Source organism: Thiothrix sp. (assembly GCF_028714775.1).
Taxonomy (GTDB): Bacteria; Pseudomonadota; Gammaproteobacteria; order Thiotrichales; family Thiotrichaceae; genus Thiothrix.
The window spans coordinates 90,352-106,718 of sequence record NZ_JAQTLS010000007.1; the positions used below are offsets into that span (position 1 = coordinate 90,352).

Sequence of the window (16,367 nt, forward strand, 5' to 3'; positions counted from 1 at the left end):
TATGCCTGCTGTTCTTAGCGAGCTGGCAGGTATATAGCCATGGACAAGGCGGTATGCTGGGTGAACAGCTAAAGCAGCAGGAACCCTTGCCCTATGCCCCTGTTAGCGGCGTTTATCATCTGACTGCGGATGCCTTGACCAGCTTGGCGGAAAAAGCCAATGAAGCTGCTAAGTTTGAGGCGTCAGAACAGCTTGCCTTGCGGGCATTGGCGAATAACCCTACCAGCGGCAGACCCGCATCCCACCTGTTAAGCCTGTATGCCTCACAAAAACGCTCCAAGCAAGCCGCAGAAGCCGCTGACATTGCTGGTAAATTATGGCCTGCCCATACCTATACCCATAGCCGCCTCGCAGACTATTGGGCACATCAGCAGCGCATGGATAAATTGATCCCTGAATGGAATATCCTGCTAACCCGCAACTCAGTGTTACGCGCCCAACTCTTCCCTACGCTGCTCCAACTGGCTAAACAAACCGACTATGCCCCCCTAATAAAACCGTACATTGAGCACCCCCCCCTTTGGTGGCAAGAATTCTTTAACTACCTGTGTCAAAATGCCGAGCCTGAACTGTTACAACAAATATACCAGCAACGGCTCAACTCCAAGGTTGCCATCGAAAAAACTGAACGCACTGCTTACGTCAACCGCTTGTTAAGTGACAAACAATGGCGCAATGCCTATGCAATATGGCGCACGGGAGTTATATCTAAGCTTAAACAAACCACTGGATTGGTTTTCGATGGCGGCTTTGAAGGCACAACGGCAAACACCGGGTTTGACTGGCAAATGGATCAATCTCGCGAAGTTAGTATTGCGCCTGATAGGACATACGGGATGCAAGGCCAGCAAGCTTTACATATCCGCTTGAAAAGGGATAACCCCGTCCAATTCCAACACCTTTCCCAACGCTTGCTGCTGCCAGCCGGGGAATATCAGCTATCCATGCGCTACCGTCTGGACTCCCTCAAAAATAGTAAAGGGTTACGCTGGCGTATCCGCTGCCTTGATGCCCCTGATACCATTTTGGCTGAAAGCCATCTCCTTAATGGGCAAAAATCTTGGGATACGTTAACCGTAACATTCACCACACCACCCACAGCTTGCGAAGCCCAGTTATTGCGGCTGGAAGCAGACGGCCCCTACCTCCACGACCATACATTTGCAGGCAATATCTGGTTTGACAATGTATCCATCGAAGCAGCCAGCACAGGAGAAAGCCATGCGGAATCTCCCTGAAACACTCATCCTCATACTCAGTAGCATCCTGTTAATAGCCGCCCCCTTGCTTTACAGTGGTAAAACATCCTTGGCACTGATGTCGCTGGAGTTTTTGGGGATAGCTTTGCTTGCTTGTACCGTTTGGTTTATCCCGTTACGCCAACACTTCTATCGTCCGGTTCTACTATTTGTTGCGGTGGGGCTGGGTTTAACTGCCTTATACCTGCTACCCATACCACAGGCACAATGGGAAATGCTCCCCGGAAGGGCTTTCTACCTTGACGTTGCCCACTGGCTACAGCAGCAACACATAGAACCCAACTTCAGCTTGTCCCTTATTCCTGACGAAAGCCTGGTCGCGTTCCTTTCACTTATCCCGCCATTAGCCCTATCCTTAGCCGTGGGTAGCCTTTCTGCCGAACGTACCAAACAGTTGGTGATAGTATTCCTTGGCATTGCAGCATTGGAGGCAACAATCGGTCTGATCCAATACACCAGCAACAACCCTGCCTTTTTCTTTGGCATCCCCCCTAATGGGCAAAGCGCCCAAGGAACTTACCTTAACCGCGATCACTTTGCTGCTTTAATGGAAATGGCGCTACCGATTTCCATCGGCCTGACGCTCTACACACTGGGCAACCATCAGCGCCACCGTGATGAAACCGGGGCTTCGTGGCTTACCTTACATCAAACCCTAATCTACGGTAGCCTGATGTTGTTGATCTTGTTAGGCGGCATATTTTCCCGTTCACGGGCAGGGGTTTTCCTGAGCATTGTTGCCGTATTGTTATCGAGCCTGACATTCGCCCGCCATATCGGGGGGAAACAATCTGCGGGCATTACGGCGGTATTCGGCACAATTGCAGGCGGCATTGCTGTCAGTATTGGCCTAATCCCCATCCTTAACCGTTTCGTTGCCCAAGACCCACTGGAAGATGGGCGCTGGGAAATATTCAAACATACTGTGGAAGGCATCAAAACCTTTTTCCCGCTAGGCAGTGGCCCTGGAACTTTCCCCGATGTCTACCGGGGATTTCAACCCATTGAACAAATGAGTTTTATTAATAATGCCCATAATGACTATCTGGAAGTGTTATTTGAAATGGGGGCTGCTGGAGCATTTATTATTTTCGCGTTTGTTTTACTTTATCTATACGGCTGGGTGAAGTTATGGGGAAAGCAATGGACTCAACTGCACTTTACCCAGAATGCCGCAGGCATTGGCATATTCATTGTCCTACTGCATTCATTTACTGATTTCAATCTGCATACACCCGCCAATATGGTCGCTTTCGCGTTTTTATGTGGCTTATTCTTCCGCAGGCCTGAACCTAATGGCAAAGGCTGAAATCAATACTGCACACTGAAATCACCCCACCGTCAAACTCACCTAAATACGACTTAGCAAGCTGCCTGACTTTCTGTAATACCTCGGCAGCATTGTAATTTTTCTGTTTATCAAATGCATCAAAAGCCGCCTTACGAAATTGCTCAATAGGCGGTTGCAACCCTACATCCCCAACACCCCAAGCAAGCACATTACCTAACTTTTGATCGGGCGTAAAACGTTGGTATAGTTCAGCTTTTACAGCACGATCCACCTTTAACTCCGTCAATGTGTAATTTTCACTGATTGTCCCTGCCCAGCGTTCCTGTTTAACTAGCTGATAAACAGGAAGTATCTGACGATCCTTAACTTTTAGCCAATCAAGCACCACACGCATTGATGTGTTAGGTTTAACGGGAACAGTGGCGTAAGGTATTTTACCGCCAGCCTCAAATGCAGCAGCCACAAACTCTGAACAATACAAACGCGAACGGTCAGTATAATTAAAATAGGCGTCAAATGGCGTTTTGCTCGCTGTGTGCTGCTTTGCATAAGCCAAAACTTTTACTAAATCAACCCCGGTTGGGGATTCATAGACACTTGCTGTCCCTCCCATCTCGTGCAGAAAATCACCCAATGGCGTTCTGCGGACATAACCAGAAACGTTATCCGTTGGTGGAGCGGCTCCGGCGCTTAACTTATAAGTACCACCAGCCTCATAAACGTAGGCATCCCCATGATCAACTTCAACAATACCCACATGCACAAATGGGGAAAATTCGGGATATAACAGCAAGTACATCACATTAATTGGAACTGCCGACTCTGTAGCAACAATTTGCCCAGTTTTCAGCGGCACACCCCAAGCACTTGCCCCGTCAATAATCACCCCCTGAACTGCCGCCAGATTAGCGCGTGCCAGTAAAGAAGGGGAGCAAAGCACCGCAGCACTTACTAAACCCCAGCAAGCAATATCGACTAACTTCATCGGGGTTCACCAGCAGACTGATAGTGGTAGTGGTTTACTGTTGCATCTTTGTCAGGTGTCATCTCATGCGCTACATTCGCAGGCAACGCCCCACACCCGCTAAACAGGAGTATAAATGCCAAGCACAAAGGGCGAAGAAAATTTCTTCGCCCCAGACCTAGACTATAACAATCAAGGACTTGCTGGTTTATTATCATCGTTTGCTGCACTTACAGCGGCACCAACAATAACAACAGCGCCAATCACGCCCGCGATACCAAGCCCACCGAATGCGGCAAGGAATGCAGGGCCACCAGTACCGAATTCAGAGCCTTGTGCACAAGGTGCATTCACGCTCACATCCAGCATGGTGTTTTGCTTATGGCTGATTTTGCAATCGGCATAGGCCAATTCTACAGAGCTTTTGTCCAGAACGGCAACTTTGTCACCTTCGAGCAAAGCCATGCCTTGTTTCAAAGGTATACTAGCGTCACCACGTGCAACCACAGCGGAACCTTGAAGGCCAGTAACTGATGCTACCGGATCAATGTTCGCTGCCATTACCGCGTTCGACAGCAGCAAAGCTGATGCCAACGTAAATAATGCTTTTTTCATAAAATATCTCCAATTTGCTTAAGCTGTACAGCGCCTAGCTTTCCGAGCTAGGCAGATTGATTATAGCCCACACATGACTGAGACGCCAAAAACTATTTGACCACCGGGTTTTCAATCCAAGTCAAGTACTCAGGAATGATCCCATTAGTCTTACCTAGAAACCGAAAGGGTTTGGAGACAAAGACTTGCAATAAAAACCCTTGCCGATGCAAAACTGCAAAATGCAAATGTGCCCCTGTGCTATTGCCAGTGTTACCGACACGGGCAAAACAATCACCCTGCTTAATCGCTTGACCAACCTTCACAGTAATACTCGATTTTTGTAAATGTTCATAATCACTTAGCGTTTGATCTTCATGTTCAATATGCACGAAATGTGAAATGGATTCATCGTCACCATCATACAAATCACTAATCACACCTGAACGGGCTGCACAAACAGGCTCTCCTTCTGGGATAGCAAGATCAACGGCATAGCGCGATAAAGGGGTAGTATGGGAGCGTTCCCCGTCAAACCCTTGCACAACCAAAAACCGCTGACCGACCTGAAAAGGCGGAGCATATAAATACTCCCCATCAGGCTCATTTGCCCACACAGCACAAGACGCCATGATTAACATTGCAACGGCAAGCAAACACCGTCCCAATAGCCTCATAAATATTCCGCCCCCCCCATATACCCCCGCAACACCTCCGGCACGCGAATCCTTCCTCCCACCTCCTGATAATTCTCCAACACCGCCACCAACGTCCTTCCAACTGCCAGCCCTGACCCATTCAGCGTGTGCAGCAATTCCGGCTTGCCCGTTTCAGGATTGCGGTAACGCGCCATCATGCGCCGTGCCTGAAAATCTTGGAAATTGGAACACGATGAAATTTCACGGTATTTTTGCTGCCCCGGCAACCAGACTTCAATATCGTAAGTTTTCGCCGCAGAAAACCCGGTATCACCTGCGCATAAGACAATCACGCGATACGGCAAACCCAGCTTTTGCAAAATCGTTTCGGCATTCCCCGTAAGGCTTTCCAGTGCTGCCCATGAGTCTTCTGGGCGCACCAATTGCACCATTTCGACTTTTTCAAACTGATGCTGGCGAATTAAACCGCGTGTATCTTTGCCATAAGAACCGGCTTCGGAACGGAAGCATGGCGTATGGCAGGCGTATTTTACCGGCAATTCTGCTGCGTCAATGATCGTATCCCGCGCCAAGTTTGTCACTGGCACTTCCGCAGTCGGGATCAGGTAATAGCCTTGTTCGTTGTTGAGTTTAAACAGGTCTGCCTCAAACTTCGGTAATTGCCCCGTGCCGCGTAAGCTGTCAGCATTCACCATGTACGGCGTGTACACTTCGTTGTAGCCGTGTTCGCTGGTGTGCGTATCCAACATGAATTGGATCAGCGCCCGGTGCATCCGCGCCATTGCCCCGCGCAATACAACGAAGCGCGAACCTGTCAGTTTTGCCCCCGCATCAAAATCCATCCAGCCATTCGGCAAGCCAAGGTCAACGTGATCTTTCGGCTCGAAATCAAATTCCGTCGGCGTGCCCCAGCGGCGCACTTCCACATTGCTGTTTTCGTCTTTGCCATCCGGCACGGAAGCGTCCAGCAGGTTAGGAATACTCATTGCTACCGCATCCAATTCCGCTTGCAGGCTGGCAAGTTCCTGTTCCCCTGCCTTCAGGCGGTCGCCCATATCCGCCACTTCCGCCAACAAGGGTTGAATATCTTCACCCCGCGCTTTAGCTTGACCGATAGATTTGGAGCGGGAATTGCGCTCGCTTTGCAGGGACTGGGTTTCCACTTGCAAAATTTTACGGCGCTCTTCTAGTGCACTGATTTTCGCCGTATCCAAGGTAAAACCACGGCGTGCCAGTTGGGCTGCAATTTCTTCCAGTTCTGTTCTCAGACGTTTCGGGTCTAACATATTTTTATTCCATGCCGACAATCATAAAGGCGCTAATATTAACGTTATTTGCGAAAATCGGATACACTAACCCACCCCTACAGCACATCGAAGGACGCCGATGGAATTTGACCCTGACCTAAAAGCCAAGTTGCTGTTCCAATTGAACGAGATTTTACCACAAAGCGCCATTCTGACGGCGGAAGAAGACTTGCGTCCCTACGAGTGTGACGCGCTCACCGCTTACCGGCGTTTACCGCTTGCGGTGGTATTACCCACTACCATTGAGCAAGTGCAAGCCATTACCCGCACCTGCGCCCGCATGAACATCCCTGTGGTTGCACGCGGCGCAGGCACTGGCCTTTCCGGTGGCGCATTGCCCGACGAAAATGGCATCGTGCTGGGCTTGTCGCGCTTCAACCAGATTTTGGGGATCGACGCTGAAAACCTCACCGCGCGGGTGCAACCCGGTGTACGCAACCTCGCGATCAGCCAAGCTGTCGAACCCTATGGGCTGTTCTACGCCCCTGACCCTTCGTCCCAAATTGCCTGTTCCATCGGCGGTAATGTGGCGGAAAATTCCGGCGGCGTGCATTGCCTGAAATACGGCCTGACCATCCATAACATCCAGCAAATCAAAGTTGTCACCATTGATGGCGACCTGTTGACTATCGGTTCGGAAACGCTGGAAACCTCCGGTTATGACCTGTTGGCGCTGATGACCGGCTCCGAAGGCATGTTGGGCATTGTCGTCGAGGTCATGGTGAAACTCACGGTCAAGCCCCAAACCGTGCAAGTGCTGATGGCCTCATTCCCGCAAGTCACGCTGGCTGGCGATGCAGTCGCCGCCATTATCAGCGCTGGGATTGTCCCCGCTGGGCTGGAAATGATGGATAACCTTGCCATCCGTGCCGCTGAAGCCTTCGCCAAAGCAGGCTACCCAACTGAGGCGGCGGCGATTTTACTGTGTGAATTGGACGGCCTAGAAGCAGAAGTGGAAGAACAATCCACCCGCGTCAAAGCCATCCTGCAACAACACGGCGCTGGCAGCATCCACCTTGCCAAAACCAGCAGCGAACGCGCACGCTTATGGGCAGGGCGCAAATCTGCCTTCCCCGCCGTGGGGCGCATGTCCCCCGATTACTACTGCATGGATGGAACGATCCCACGCAAGCACCTCGCGCAAGTGCTGCAAGCCATTACCGACTTATCCGAGCACTACGACTTACGGGTCGCCAATGTCTTCCACGCGGGTGATGGCAACTTGCACCCATTGATCCTATACGATGCCAACCGTCTTGGTGAGTTGGAAAAAGCCGAACGCTTTGGTGCGGACATCCTCGCGCTGTGTGTTAAAGTAGGCGGCTCCATTACCGGCGAACACGGCGTCGGGCATGAGAAACTGGATTCCATGTGTGTGCAATTCGGGGAAGCTGCACTGGAAACTTTCCATGCGGTCAAACAGGCATTTGACCCGCATGAATTGTTGAATCCGGGGAAAGCGATCCCGACCCTGCACCGCTGTGCGGAACTGGGCGCGATGCACGTACATCACGGGCAACTTTCCCATCCCGAATTGCCACGATTTTAAGCATTTACAACTGACTCCTGAAGATGATCGCCAATAACGACATAACCCAAGACTTACATGAGCAGGTTCTCATCGCGCTAGACCGCCAGCAGCCCCTGACCTTGGTCGGCGGCAATAGCAAAGCTTTCTACGGCAATGAAACCAAAGCCGCAGCGCTGCACACCGCACAACATAGCGGCATCGTCGCCTATGAACCTTCCGAACTGGCAGTCACCGTCCGTGCCGGAACCCGTGTGCAAGCACTGGAGGCGCTGTTGGCAGCCAATGGGCAAATGCTGGCGTTTGAACCGCCCTGCCTGTCTGACGCATCCACCATCGGCGGTGCAGTGGCAGCGGGGCTATCCGGCCCGGCACGTCCGTGGTTGGGCGCAGTACGTGACCATGTGCTAGGTGCGCGGGTAGTGACAGGCCACGGCAAGATTGCCAGTTTCGGCGGGCAAGTGATGAAAAACGTTGCTGGATACGATGTTTCGCGCCTCATGGCAGGCTCGCTGGGCACACTGGCGCTGATCCTTGACGTTTCCCTGAAAACCGTCCCCAAACTGGCAGCCGAAATCACTTTGGCGTTGGAAATGCCAGAAGCCGATGCGCTGGAGCTGGGTGTGCGCTTACGCCAAGATGCCATGCCGTTGACAGCCAGTTGCTATTTCGAGGAATGCCTGTACTTGCGGCTCAGTGGTGCGTCTTCCACCGTGCGGTCTGCGACCCGCACCATCGGCGGGGAAATACTGCCTAACCCGGAACAATTCTGGCGGGCATTACGCAACCAAACCCACGAATTTTTCCAACAGTTTGACCGCCCGCTGTGGCGATTGTCGTTCCCACCGGCAACCCAACAAATCAGCCGTTTGGAAGGCAATTCCCTGATTGAGTGGTCGGGCGCACAACGTTGGATTTACAGCAATATTCCGGTTAACCTGATCCGCAGCATTGCGGAAAAGCACAAGGGGCACGCCACCTTGTACCGGGGACGCTTGCCCGGTGTCAGCACCTTCCATCCGCAGCCGCACCCTTTGCTCAATATGCAGAAACGCTTGAAACAAGCACTTGACCCGCAAGGCATTTTCAACCCCGGCAGACTCAACAAGGACTGGTAACATGCAAACCCGGTTACTCGATTCCGTGCGCCAAACGTCGGCGGGCAAAATAGCGGAAAGCATCCTGCGCAAGTGCGTCCATTGTGGTTTTTGCAATGCGACCTGCCCTACCTACCAGCTTTCGGGTGATGAAAACGAAGGCCCACGCGGGCGCATTTACCTCATCAAGCAATTGCTGGAAGGCCAAAGTGCGGGCAAAAACACCCTGCAACACCTTGACCGCTGCCTGCTGTGCCGCAATTGCGAAACTACCTGCCCATCCGGGGTGGAATACGGCAAATTACTCGACATCGGTCGCCACATAGCAGAGCAGCAAATCGGGCGCGACAGCAAGGACAAAAGCCTACGGAAACGCTTGCGCAAATACCTACCAAAGCCCGGCCTGTTTGGTTTTGGCCTGAGCGTGGGGCGCACCCTCAAACCGCTGTTACCCGACCGTATTGCAGGCAAGGTCACGGAACAGCGCCCCGCAGGTAACTGGCCTGCCCCGCGCCACGACCGCAAAATGCTGGTGCTGGATGGTTGCGTACAACCCAGCTTGTCGCCTGACATCAATGCCGCCACCGCACGGGTACTCGACAAACTGGGGATCAGCCTGATCAAAGCACAAGGTGCGGGCTGCTGCGGCGCAGTCAGCCAACATTTGGGCGCACCCGACGAAGCCATTACCTTCATCAAACGCAATATTGATGCGTGGTGGCCTTACCTGACCACCTCCGGGGCGGAAGCGATCATCACCACCGCCAGCGGTTGCGGCGCGATGATTAAGGATTACAAACATTACCTGCGCGATGACCCGGAATATTTCATCAAAGCCGAACGCATTTCCCACCTGAACCGTGATATTGCCGAAATCATCAGCAAGGAAAAGTACCAGCAACTCGCCCCCGCCAAAGGTGCGCGAGTTGCGTGGCATCCGCCTTGTTCCCTGCAACACGGGCTAAAGCTCGGCGGCGTGGTGGAAAACATCTTGCTGGACTGCGGCTTTGTGCTGGTTCCGGTGGAAGAGGAACATACCTGCTGTGGCTCGGCGGGCACTTACTCGATTTTACAACCGGATATTGCCCAGCAATTGCGCACCAACAAACTGGCGAACCTAACGCGCCACGCACCGGAATGCATCGTGACTGCAAACATCGGTTGCCAGACGCATTTGCAGGAAAATAGCCCCATTCCGGTCAAACACTGGATTCATTTGTTGGATCAAGCGTAACTATTCATGTCGAGGATACCCCATGTCGCACATGCAGTTTGAACTGCTTACTACGGATAATAACGCCCGGCGCGGACGCTTAACCTTCCCGCGTGGCACGGTGGAAACCCCTGCCTTCATGCCCGTCGGCACTTACGGCACAGTCAAGGCCATGACCCCGGAAGAGTTGAAAGGCATCGGCGCGGAAATCATCCTCGGCAACACTTTCCACCTGATGCTGCGCCCCGGTACAGAAATCGTGCGCCTGCACGGTGACTTGCACGATTTCATGCATTGGGACAAACCGATCCTCACCGATTCCGGCGGTTTCCAAGTGTTTTCATTGGCGGAAATGCGCAAGATTTCGGAAGAAGGCGTGCGTTTCCAATCCCCCGTCAACGGCAATAAAGTGCTGATGACGCCGGAATCCTCTATGCAGGTTCAGCGCGAACTTGGTTCCGACATCGTAATGATTTTCGACGAATGTACGCCCTACCCCGCCACCCACACCCAAGCCCGCGAGTCGATGGAGCTTTCCTTGCGCTGGGCGAAACGCAGTAAGGATGCGCACGCTGACAACCCGTCCGCGCTGTTTGGGATTGTGCAAGGCGGGATGTACGAGGAACTGCGTAAGGTTTCCGCCCACGGCTTGCTCGACATCGGCTTCGACGGCTACGCCATTGGTGGCTTGTCGGTCGGTGAACCCAAAGACGAGCGCGACAAAGTGCTGGAAAGCACCTTGCCGGAATTGCCCAGCGACCGCCCGCGTTACCTGATGGGTGTCGGCAAACCGGAAGACATCGTGGAAGCGGTGAAGCGCGGCGTGGATATGTTCGATTGCGTGATCCCGACCCGCAATGCACGTAACGGTTTCCTGTTCACCCGCTACGGCACGCTGAAAATCCGCAATAGCCAGTACCAGCATGACACCCGCCCGATTGACGAAGAATGCGGCTGTTACACTTGCCAACATTATTCGCGTGCTTATTTGCGGCATTTGGACAAGTGTGGGGAAATCCTCGGGGCGCGGCTCAACACCATCCACAACCTGTATTACTATCAGGAATTGATGCGCGACATCCGTGCAGCCATCGCTGAAGGGCGTTTTGAAACGTTCGTCAGTCAATTTTATGCACTGCGGCAAAAGGATTAACCGCCTGACAGCTTGTAATCATTTTTTCATATTCGATATGCTACCATCCGCCAACCCAAACTACCCGGCTGAGTAATGAAGAAACAGATTCTGTGTGTTGAAGACGAAGCGGGTATCCGCAACATGATCCGTTTTTCCCTAGAGCGTGAAGGTTACTCAGTCATGGAAGCCGCTGATGCCAGCCATGCACGCGCCCAAGTTGCCGAATCGCTGCCCGACCTGATGCTGATTGACTGGATGTTGCCAGACCTTTCTGGCCCGGAACTGGTCAAACGTTTCCGCCGCGATGAATTGACCCGCGACATCCCCATCATCATGCTCACCGCCAAAGCCGAAGAAGAAGACATGATCTACGGGCTGGATGCTGGGGCCGACGATTACCTCGCCAAGCCCGTTTCGCTGAAAAACCTCAATGCCCGCATCAAAGCCTTGCTGCGCCGTACCGAAGGCTTCGACGAACAGCATTCTATCAGTGCCGGACGCCTACACCTGAACCAAGATGCACACCAATTACGCATCGGCAATGAACCCGTACACCTCGGCACAACCGAATACCGCCTGCTGGAATTTTTCATGCAACATCCGGGCAAGGTGTATTCCCGCGCCCAACTGCTGGATTTTGTCTGGGGGCAAACCACCTATATTGAGGAACGCACCGTGGATGTACACGTGCTGCGCTTACGCAAAACCCTCAAGCAATACGACGCGGAACAAGCTATCCAAACAGTGCGTGGGGCTGGCTACCTGTTCAGCACGGAGAATGCCGCATGACCGATTACTGGAATCTTGAAATCCGCCGCGTCGTTTGGGTCATCGGTTCCGGCATTGTGCTGGGGCTGCTCAGTGGTCACTGGGCACTGGCATTGCTGGCGGTTTCCTTCGGCTATATCGGCTGGACGCTATTCAAGCTGCGCCAGTTACAACGCTGGCTGATCAATGGGCAAAACCCCGACGACATGCCCGACAGCGATGGCGCGTGGGAACAGATTGCCTACCTCATCCACAAAGCCCAGCAAAAAAGCGCCAACCGCAAGCAAAAGCAACAGGAATTGCTGATGCGTTTCAACAACATCCTCTCGGTGTTGCCGGACGCTGCGATCTTGTTGGACGGGGACAACCACATCCAGTGGGCGAACAAATCCGCCGCCGCGCTGTTGGCAATCAATGAAAAAACCGACATCGGGCAACGCATCGACAATCTGGTGCGCAACCCGTGCCTGCACAATGCCTTGGTGGAAAACAGCGATAAGGAAATCCGCTTCACTGCCCCGCGTAACGACAACCTTACCCTGCAAGCACGTCTCCTGCCGGTACAAGGTGGCTTACGCTTGCTGAATGTGCGCGACATCAGCCAACGCATCCAATTACAGAAAACCCGTAAAGCCTTTATTGCCAACGCCTCGCACGAGCTGCGCACCCCGCTGACCGTGCTGATGGGCTATATGGAATTGTTTGAAAGCGACCCCGAATTGCCCATGCATTTGATCCCACCGCTCCAGCAATCGCGTGAGCAAGCGGAACGGATGCAGCAAATCATCAACGATATGTTGGCGCTCTCGCGACTGGAAAACCAAGAAATGGCACCGCTATCAGGCAAAAAAGTGGTGATGGACGAATTGCTGGAAAGTGCTGCCATGGCCATCCGCGATACGTTCGCCAGCGATACCCACACGCTCGAAACGCAGATTGAGCCGGGTATTAATATCAATGGCATAGAAAAAGACATCGCCAGCGTCGTCACCAACTTACTGGCAAACGCCGTCAGGCACACCCCGCCGGGTACGCATATCCGGCTAGTGTGGAAACGCAAAAAATCCGGTCACGCCTGCCTTTACATCGAAGACGACGGCCCCGGCATCCCCAAAGCGCATATCCCGCACCTGACCGAACGTTTTTACCGCGTCGATAACGGGCGTGCGCGTGAAAGTGGCGGCACAGGGCTAGGGCTTGCCATCGTCAAACACGTCATGCAACACCATAACGGCTACCTGACCATCAAGAGCAAACCGGGGTTCACGTACTTCCAGGCTTGTTTCCCGCCGTTTCGGGTGTTGTAAATCCCCAAAGCCCTTATAGGCCACAATCTGTAAGGGCTTCCCAATACATTGTGATAAAATCGGGCATCTACAGAATCTTGGAATTTGCTGATGCTATCTGCCCTCTTGCAGCGTGATCCCTTTCCTTGGCAACAACGCCTGTTTGAACAATTTATTACAGGCAAAATCCCTTCAGCTTTGGACTTGCCGACGGGAACAGGCAAAACCTCCGTGATCACCATTTGGCTTGCGGCATTAGCAACACAAGCATTGCACGGCAAACCAACCCTGCCCCGCCGTCTGGTTTACATCGTTAACCGCCGCACCATCGTTGACCAAGCCACCCGCGAAACCGAACGCCTGTTAGCACGTTTGCAAGCCCCCGAACTGGCACAAGCACGGACTGCATTGCAAACACTTGCCGCCATTCCCGCCACTGACCCGGTTGCTGCCAGCACCTTGCGCGGTGAATTGGCGGATAACGGTGAATGGAAAACTGACCCAGCCCGCCCTGCCATTGTGTTAGGCACGGTAGACATGGTGTTGAGCAAACTGCTTTTCCGGGGTTATGGCGATGGCAAACGCAAACGGGTTATCCATGCGGGCTTGCTGGGGCATGACACCTTGCTGGTACACGATGAATCGCACCTTGTTCCCGCTGCCTGTAACACCTTGCGGCATTTGGTTGGCCTAAACCGCAGCCTGCACCTGATCAACCTTTCCGCTACCCAACGGGGCGAATCCAGCGCACCGTTCCAACTGGATTTGGCAGATTTAGCCCACCCAGTCCTGATGCAACGCACCCAAGCGCATAAACGACTGAACGTATTACCACCTGCAAAAGACGAAAAATCACGCTTACAAACTGTCGTTGATTGCGCATTACAGCACCGCGATAAGGCTACAACGGTCGTGGTGTTCCTGTACGACATCCGCAGCGTCCAGCAAGTCTATGTGCAATTGGAAAAGCAGGTCGGCAAAGACAATATCCTGATTTTGGCAGGCAGGTTGCGCGGCTATGAGCGTGACCAATTGGTGAAAACGCCACTGTGGCAACGTTTCTCGCCAGAAAGCCAACCTACCGAAACACCCGCACACACGGCTTACCTGATCACCACCTCTGCCGGGGAAGTCGGGGTTGATTTGGATGCGGAACATGCCGTGGCGGACTTGGCGACATTGGATTCCATGATCCAGCGTTTCGGGCGGGTGAATCGGCGCGGCGAATCGAAAACCAGCCAAATTGATGTGGTTTACAGCGAAAAACAGTTCGGCGACAAATACCGGGGAACGCAATTACAGGCAACCTTGGGCTATTTGAATGCGCTCAATCACGACGCTTCACCTGCACAACTGGCGCGTTTTGCCAAACCTGCCGAAGCTTTTCCGGCTGAACCTGCCAGCCCTGAACTGGATGCGTGGATAGTGGATGAACTCAGTGCCACATCCTTGCCTTGCCGTTACCCTGTGCGGGATTTCATCCACGGGTTGGGAGCCGAACAATCCACGATCAACTTGCTGTGGCGCAAAGACCTTGACCGGATGCAAAGCTGGCAAACGGGTGATTGGTTGGAAGATTACCTTGATCTGTTGCCCATCCATACAGCGGAACAAGTGCATTTGCCCTTGAGTGCTGCCAAAACATTGCTGGCTGGACTCTTGGAAAAATCCGACAAGCACACGTTGAACCTGTTGGCATTAGCTGATGAAACTCCTGATTGGCTACCCGTACAAGAAGTAACTGCGGCGCTGGAACATTACCACACCTTAATCTTGCCGTGCGTATTGGGTGGTTTGAACGTCAAAGGGATGCCAGATGAAACCCATAGCGCACCTGTCAGCGATGTGTTGGAGCAAGCTACCAACCTACGCCGCTACTGGTCAGATGCCAAACCGCCAACGGATGCCGATAATTTTCCACGCCGAGGCCGTATCACTCCGCCATTGGATGAAAACAGCGAGACGGAACGGCCTTCGTTGATCATATTGAGCCGGGTTGATTTGAAACAAGATAACGACTTGAGCTACCTGTCGGTCACAATGGGCTTACAGGAACATCTCAATCAGGCAGAAAACTTTGCTCGCCGGATTGTGCAGGCATTAGCGTTACCCGATGCGTTGGCAGAAGCCGTGATATTGGCGGCACGCTGGCATGACAAGGGCAAAGACCGGACTTGCTGGCAACAAGCCATCGGAAATAAAGACCTGCAAACACCATTGGCAAAAACCGGACATGGACGTTATGACCATACCCGCGCCCAAGGCTATCGGCATGAATTCAGTTCGCTGCTGGATGCACTGGGCGATGAAACCATCCAACAACACCCTTTGCGTGAACTGATCCTGCATTTGATCGTGTCGCATCACGGCTGGGGAAGGCCGCACGTCCCGGAACGCGGTTGGGACAGACCCAAAGGCTACCGCACCAACCAGCAAGCCGCGCTGGACGTGATGAACCGCTTTGACCGCTGCCAACAAGATTACGGCTGGTGGCAACTGGCATGGCTGGAAGCTTTGCTGGGTGCTGCGGATGTATTGGCCTCCATTGGGGAGAAAAAGCCATGATTACACTGGAAAACCTAACCCTGAGTAATCCCGGTGAAGTACTGGCAGTCTGCGGCCTATTCGTGCTGGCAACCCGCCAAGACCGCGAGGCAACGCTGGCATGGACAGACAACGGCGCAGTGATCGCAACCGCCCAAACGTTGGAAACGCTATTGCAAACCGTTGTGGATGCCAGCCTCAAATTTAACGACAACGGCGTGGGGCAAGAGCCAACCCACATCTCGCTCGGCACTTTCACCCTCGACTGGTGGACAAGCAAAGCGCCGCGCAGCAAGTTTTGGGCGGGGCGAGTTACCGCTGCAACCTTGATTCCCAAGCTGCATAAAGCCTGTCAGGAATTGGGCATCATCGACTGGCGGGCGTCAGTCGCTTGCGACCAAACCTACGGCATTGACCCATATGCAGTTTGGACTGCCATTGACCTTGGCTGGTCGCCCAATAACCAAGATGCCAATATTTCTGCACGCCCTTGGATAGAGTTGCTTGCCATCATCGGCGTGCAAGGTTTTTCCCCCATCATTGCCTCGCGCCAATTGCATTATCACCTGTGGCAAACCCCGCTCACGTTACTGCCCGCCCGTTTGGTTTTTCGCGGCGCAAGCAAACAGGGTGTGCCAATAGACAATCAGCACTGGCAAGCTACCGTCCTGAAAAAGGGCAAATTCAGTGTTACCCAATTCGCTAACAAGGAGTAATCCCGC

14 protein-coding genes are annotated in these 16,367 nt (G+C 53.1%); 10 read left to right on the plus strand and 4 right to left on the minus strand.

Annotation, left to right across the window (positions count from 1 at the left end; translation table 11 throughout):
- Nucleotides 1-53 precede the first annotated feature (53 nt).
- Both PHE17_RS07975 and PHE17_RS07980 read left to right on the plus strand, forming a co-directional pair.
- Nucleotides 54-1,238, plus strand: coding sequence for a hypothetical protein (locus PHE17_RS07975; protein ID WP_301015296.1), 1,185 nt, complete (start codon nucleotides 54-56; stop codon nucleotides 1,236-1,238).
- Nucleotides 1,222-2,568: an O-antigen ligase family protein gene (locus tag PHE17_RS07980; RefSeq protein WP_301015297.1), complete on the plus strand. Its 1,347-nt coding sequence runs from the start codon at nucleotides 1,222-1,224 to the stop codon at nucleotides 2,566-2,568. The genes PHE17_RS07975 and PHE17_RS07980 overlap by 17 nt, the downstream gene beginning before the upstream one ends.
- Here PHE17_RS07980 and PHE17_RS07985 read toward each other — a convergent pair.
- From PHE17_RS07985 to serS, 4 genes are all read right to left on the minus strand, one after another.
- Complete coding sequence (locus PHE17_RS07985; RefSeq protein ID WP_301015298.1) at nucleotides 2,552-3,535, minus strand: YiiX/YebB-like N1pC/P60 family cysteine hydrolase; 984 nt, start codon at nucleotides 3,533-3,535, stop codon at nucleotides 2,552-2,554. The two genes, PHE17_RS07980 and PHE17_RS07985, sit on opposite strands and share 17 nt — an antisense overlap.
- A gap of 171 nt (nucleotides 3,536-3,706) precedes the next feature.
- Nucleotides 3,707-4,129, minus strand: a complete 423-nt coding sequence (locus PHE17_RS07990; RefSeq protein ID WP_301015299.1) for a hypothetical protein — start codon at nucleotides 4,127-4,129, stop codon at nucleotides 3,707-3,709.
- A 92-nt stretch (nucleotides 4,130-4,221) separates the two neighbouring features.
- Entirely contained in the window at nucleotides 4,222-4,785 is a 564-nt protein-coding gene (locus PHE17_RS07995; RefSeq protein ID WP_301015300.1) for a M23 family metallopeptidase, read from the minus strand.
- The gene (gene serS, locus PHE17_RS08000) at nucleotides 4,782-6,053 is read right to left on the minus strand and encodes a serine--tRNA ligase (RefSeq protein ID WP_301015301.1); all 1,272 of its coding nucleotides are present in this window, start codon (nucleotides 6,051-6,053) and stop codon (nucleotides 4,782-4,784) included. The genes PHE17_RS07995 and serS overlap by 4 nt, the downstream gene beginning before the upstream one ends.
- Before the next feature lie 100 nt (nucleotides 6,054-6,153).
- Between serS and PHE17_RS08005 the strand changes: the two genes are divergently transcribed.
- The 8 genes from PHE17_RS08005 to PHE17_RS08040 all read left to right on the plus strand — a co-directional run bounded on the left by PHE17_RS08005 (nucleotide 6,154) and on the right by PHE17_RS08040 (nucleotide 16,361).
- Nucleotides 6,154-7,623 carry an FAD-linked oxidase C-terminal domain-containing protein gene (locus PHE17_RS08005; RefSeq protein WP_301015302.1) on the plus strand — a complete coding sequence of 490 codons (1,470 nt, stop codon included), beginning with the start codon at nucleotides 6,154-6,156 and terminating at the stop codon, nucleotides 7,621-7,623.
- Nucleotides 7,624-7,646: 23 nt separating this feature from the next.
- Nucleotides 7,647-8,720 (plus strand): glycolate oxidase subunit GlcE, encoded by a 1,074-nt coding sequence (gene glcE / locus PHE17_RS08010; protein WP_301015303.1) that lies wholly within the window; start codon nucleotides 7,647-7,649, stop codon nucleotides 8,718-8,720.
- A gap of 1 nt (nucleotide 8,721) precedes the next feature.
- On the plus strand, nucleotides 8,722-9,933 hold the full coding sequence (gene glcF / locus PHE17_RS08015) for a glycolate oxidase subunit GlcF (RefSeq protein ID WP_301015304.1): 1,212 nt from the start codon (nucleotides 8,722-8,724) through the stop codon (nucleotides 9,931-9,933).
- 31 nt (nucleotides 9,934-9,964) lie between these two features.
- On the plus strand, nucleotides 9,965-11,065 hold the full coding sequence (gene tgt / locus PHE17_RS08020; protein WP_301015420.1) for a tRNA guanosine(34) transglycosylase Tgt: 1,101 nt from the start codon (nucleotides 9,965-9,967) through the stop codon (nucleotides 11,063-11,065).
- Between the two features lie 75 nt (nucleotides 11,066-11,140).
- Entirely contained in the window at nucleotides 11,141-11,836 is a 696-nt protein-coding gene (gene phoB, locus PHE17_RS08025; protein ID WP_301015305.1) for a phosphate regulon transcriptional regulator PhoB, read from the plus strand.
- Nucleotides 11,833-13,122: a phosphate regulon sensor histidine kinase PhoR gene (gene phoR / locus PHE17_RS08030; RefSeq protein WP_301015306.1), complete on the plus strand. Its 1,290-nt coding sequence runs from the start codon at nucleotides 11,833-11,835 to the stop codon at nucleotides 13,120-13,122. Before phoB ends, phoR begins: the two co-directional genes overlap by 4 nt.
- 90 nt (nucleotides 13,123-13,212) lie before the next feature.
- Nucleotides 13,213-15,666, plus strand: coding sequence for a type I-U CRISPR-associated helicase/endonuclease Cas3 (gene cas3u, locus PHE17_RS08035; protein WP_301015307.1), 2,454 nt, complete (start codon nucleotides 13,213-13,215; stop codon nucleotides 15,664-15,666).
- Nucleotides 15,663-16,361 (plus strand): hypothetical protein, encoded by a 699-nt coding sequence (locus PHE17_RS08040; protein ID WP_301015308.1) that lies wholly within the window; start codon nucleotides 15,663-15,665, stop codon nucleotides 16,359-16,361. Before cas3u ends, PHE17_RS08040 begins: the two co-directional genes overlap by 4 nt.
- Nucleotides 16,362-16,367: the final 6 nt, after the last annotated feature.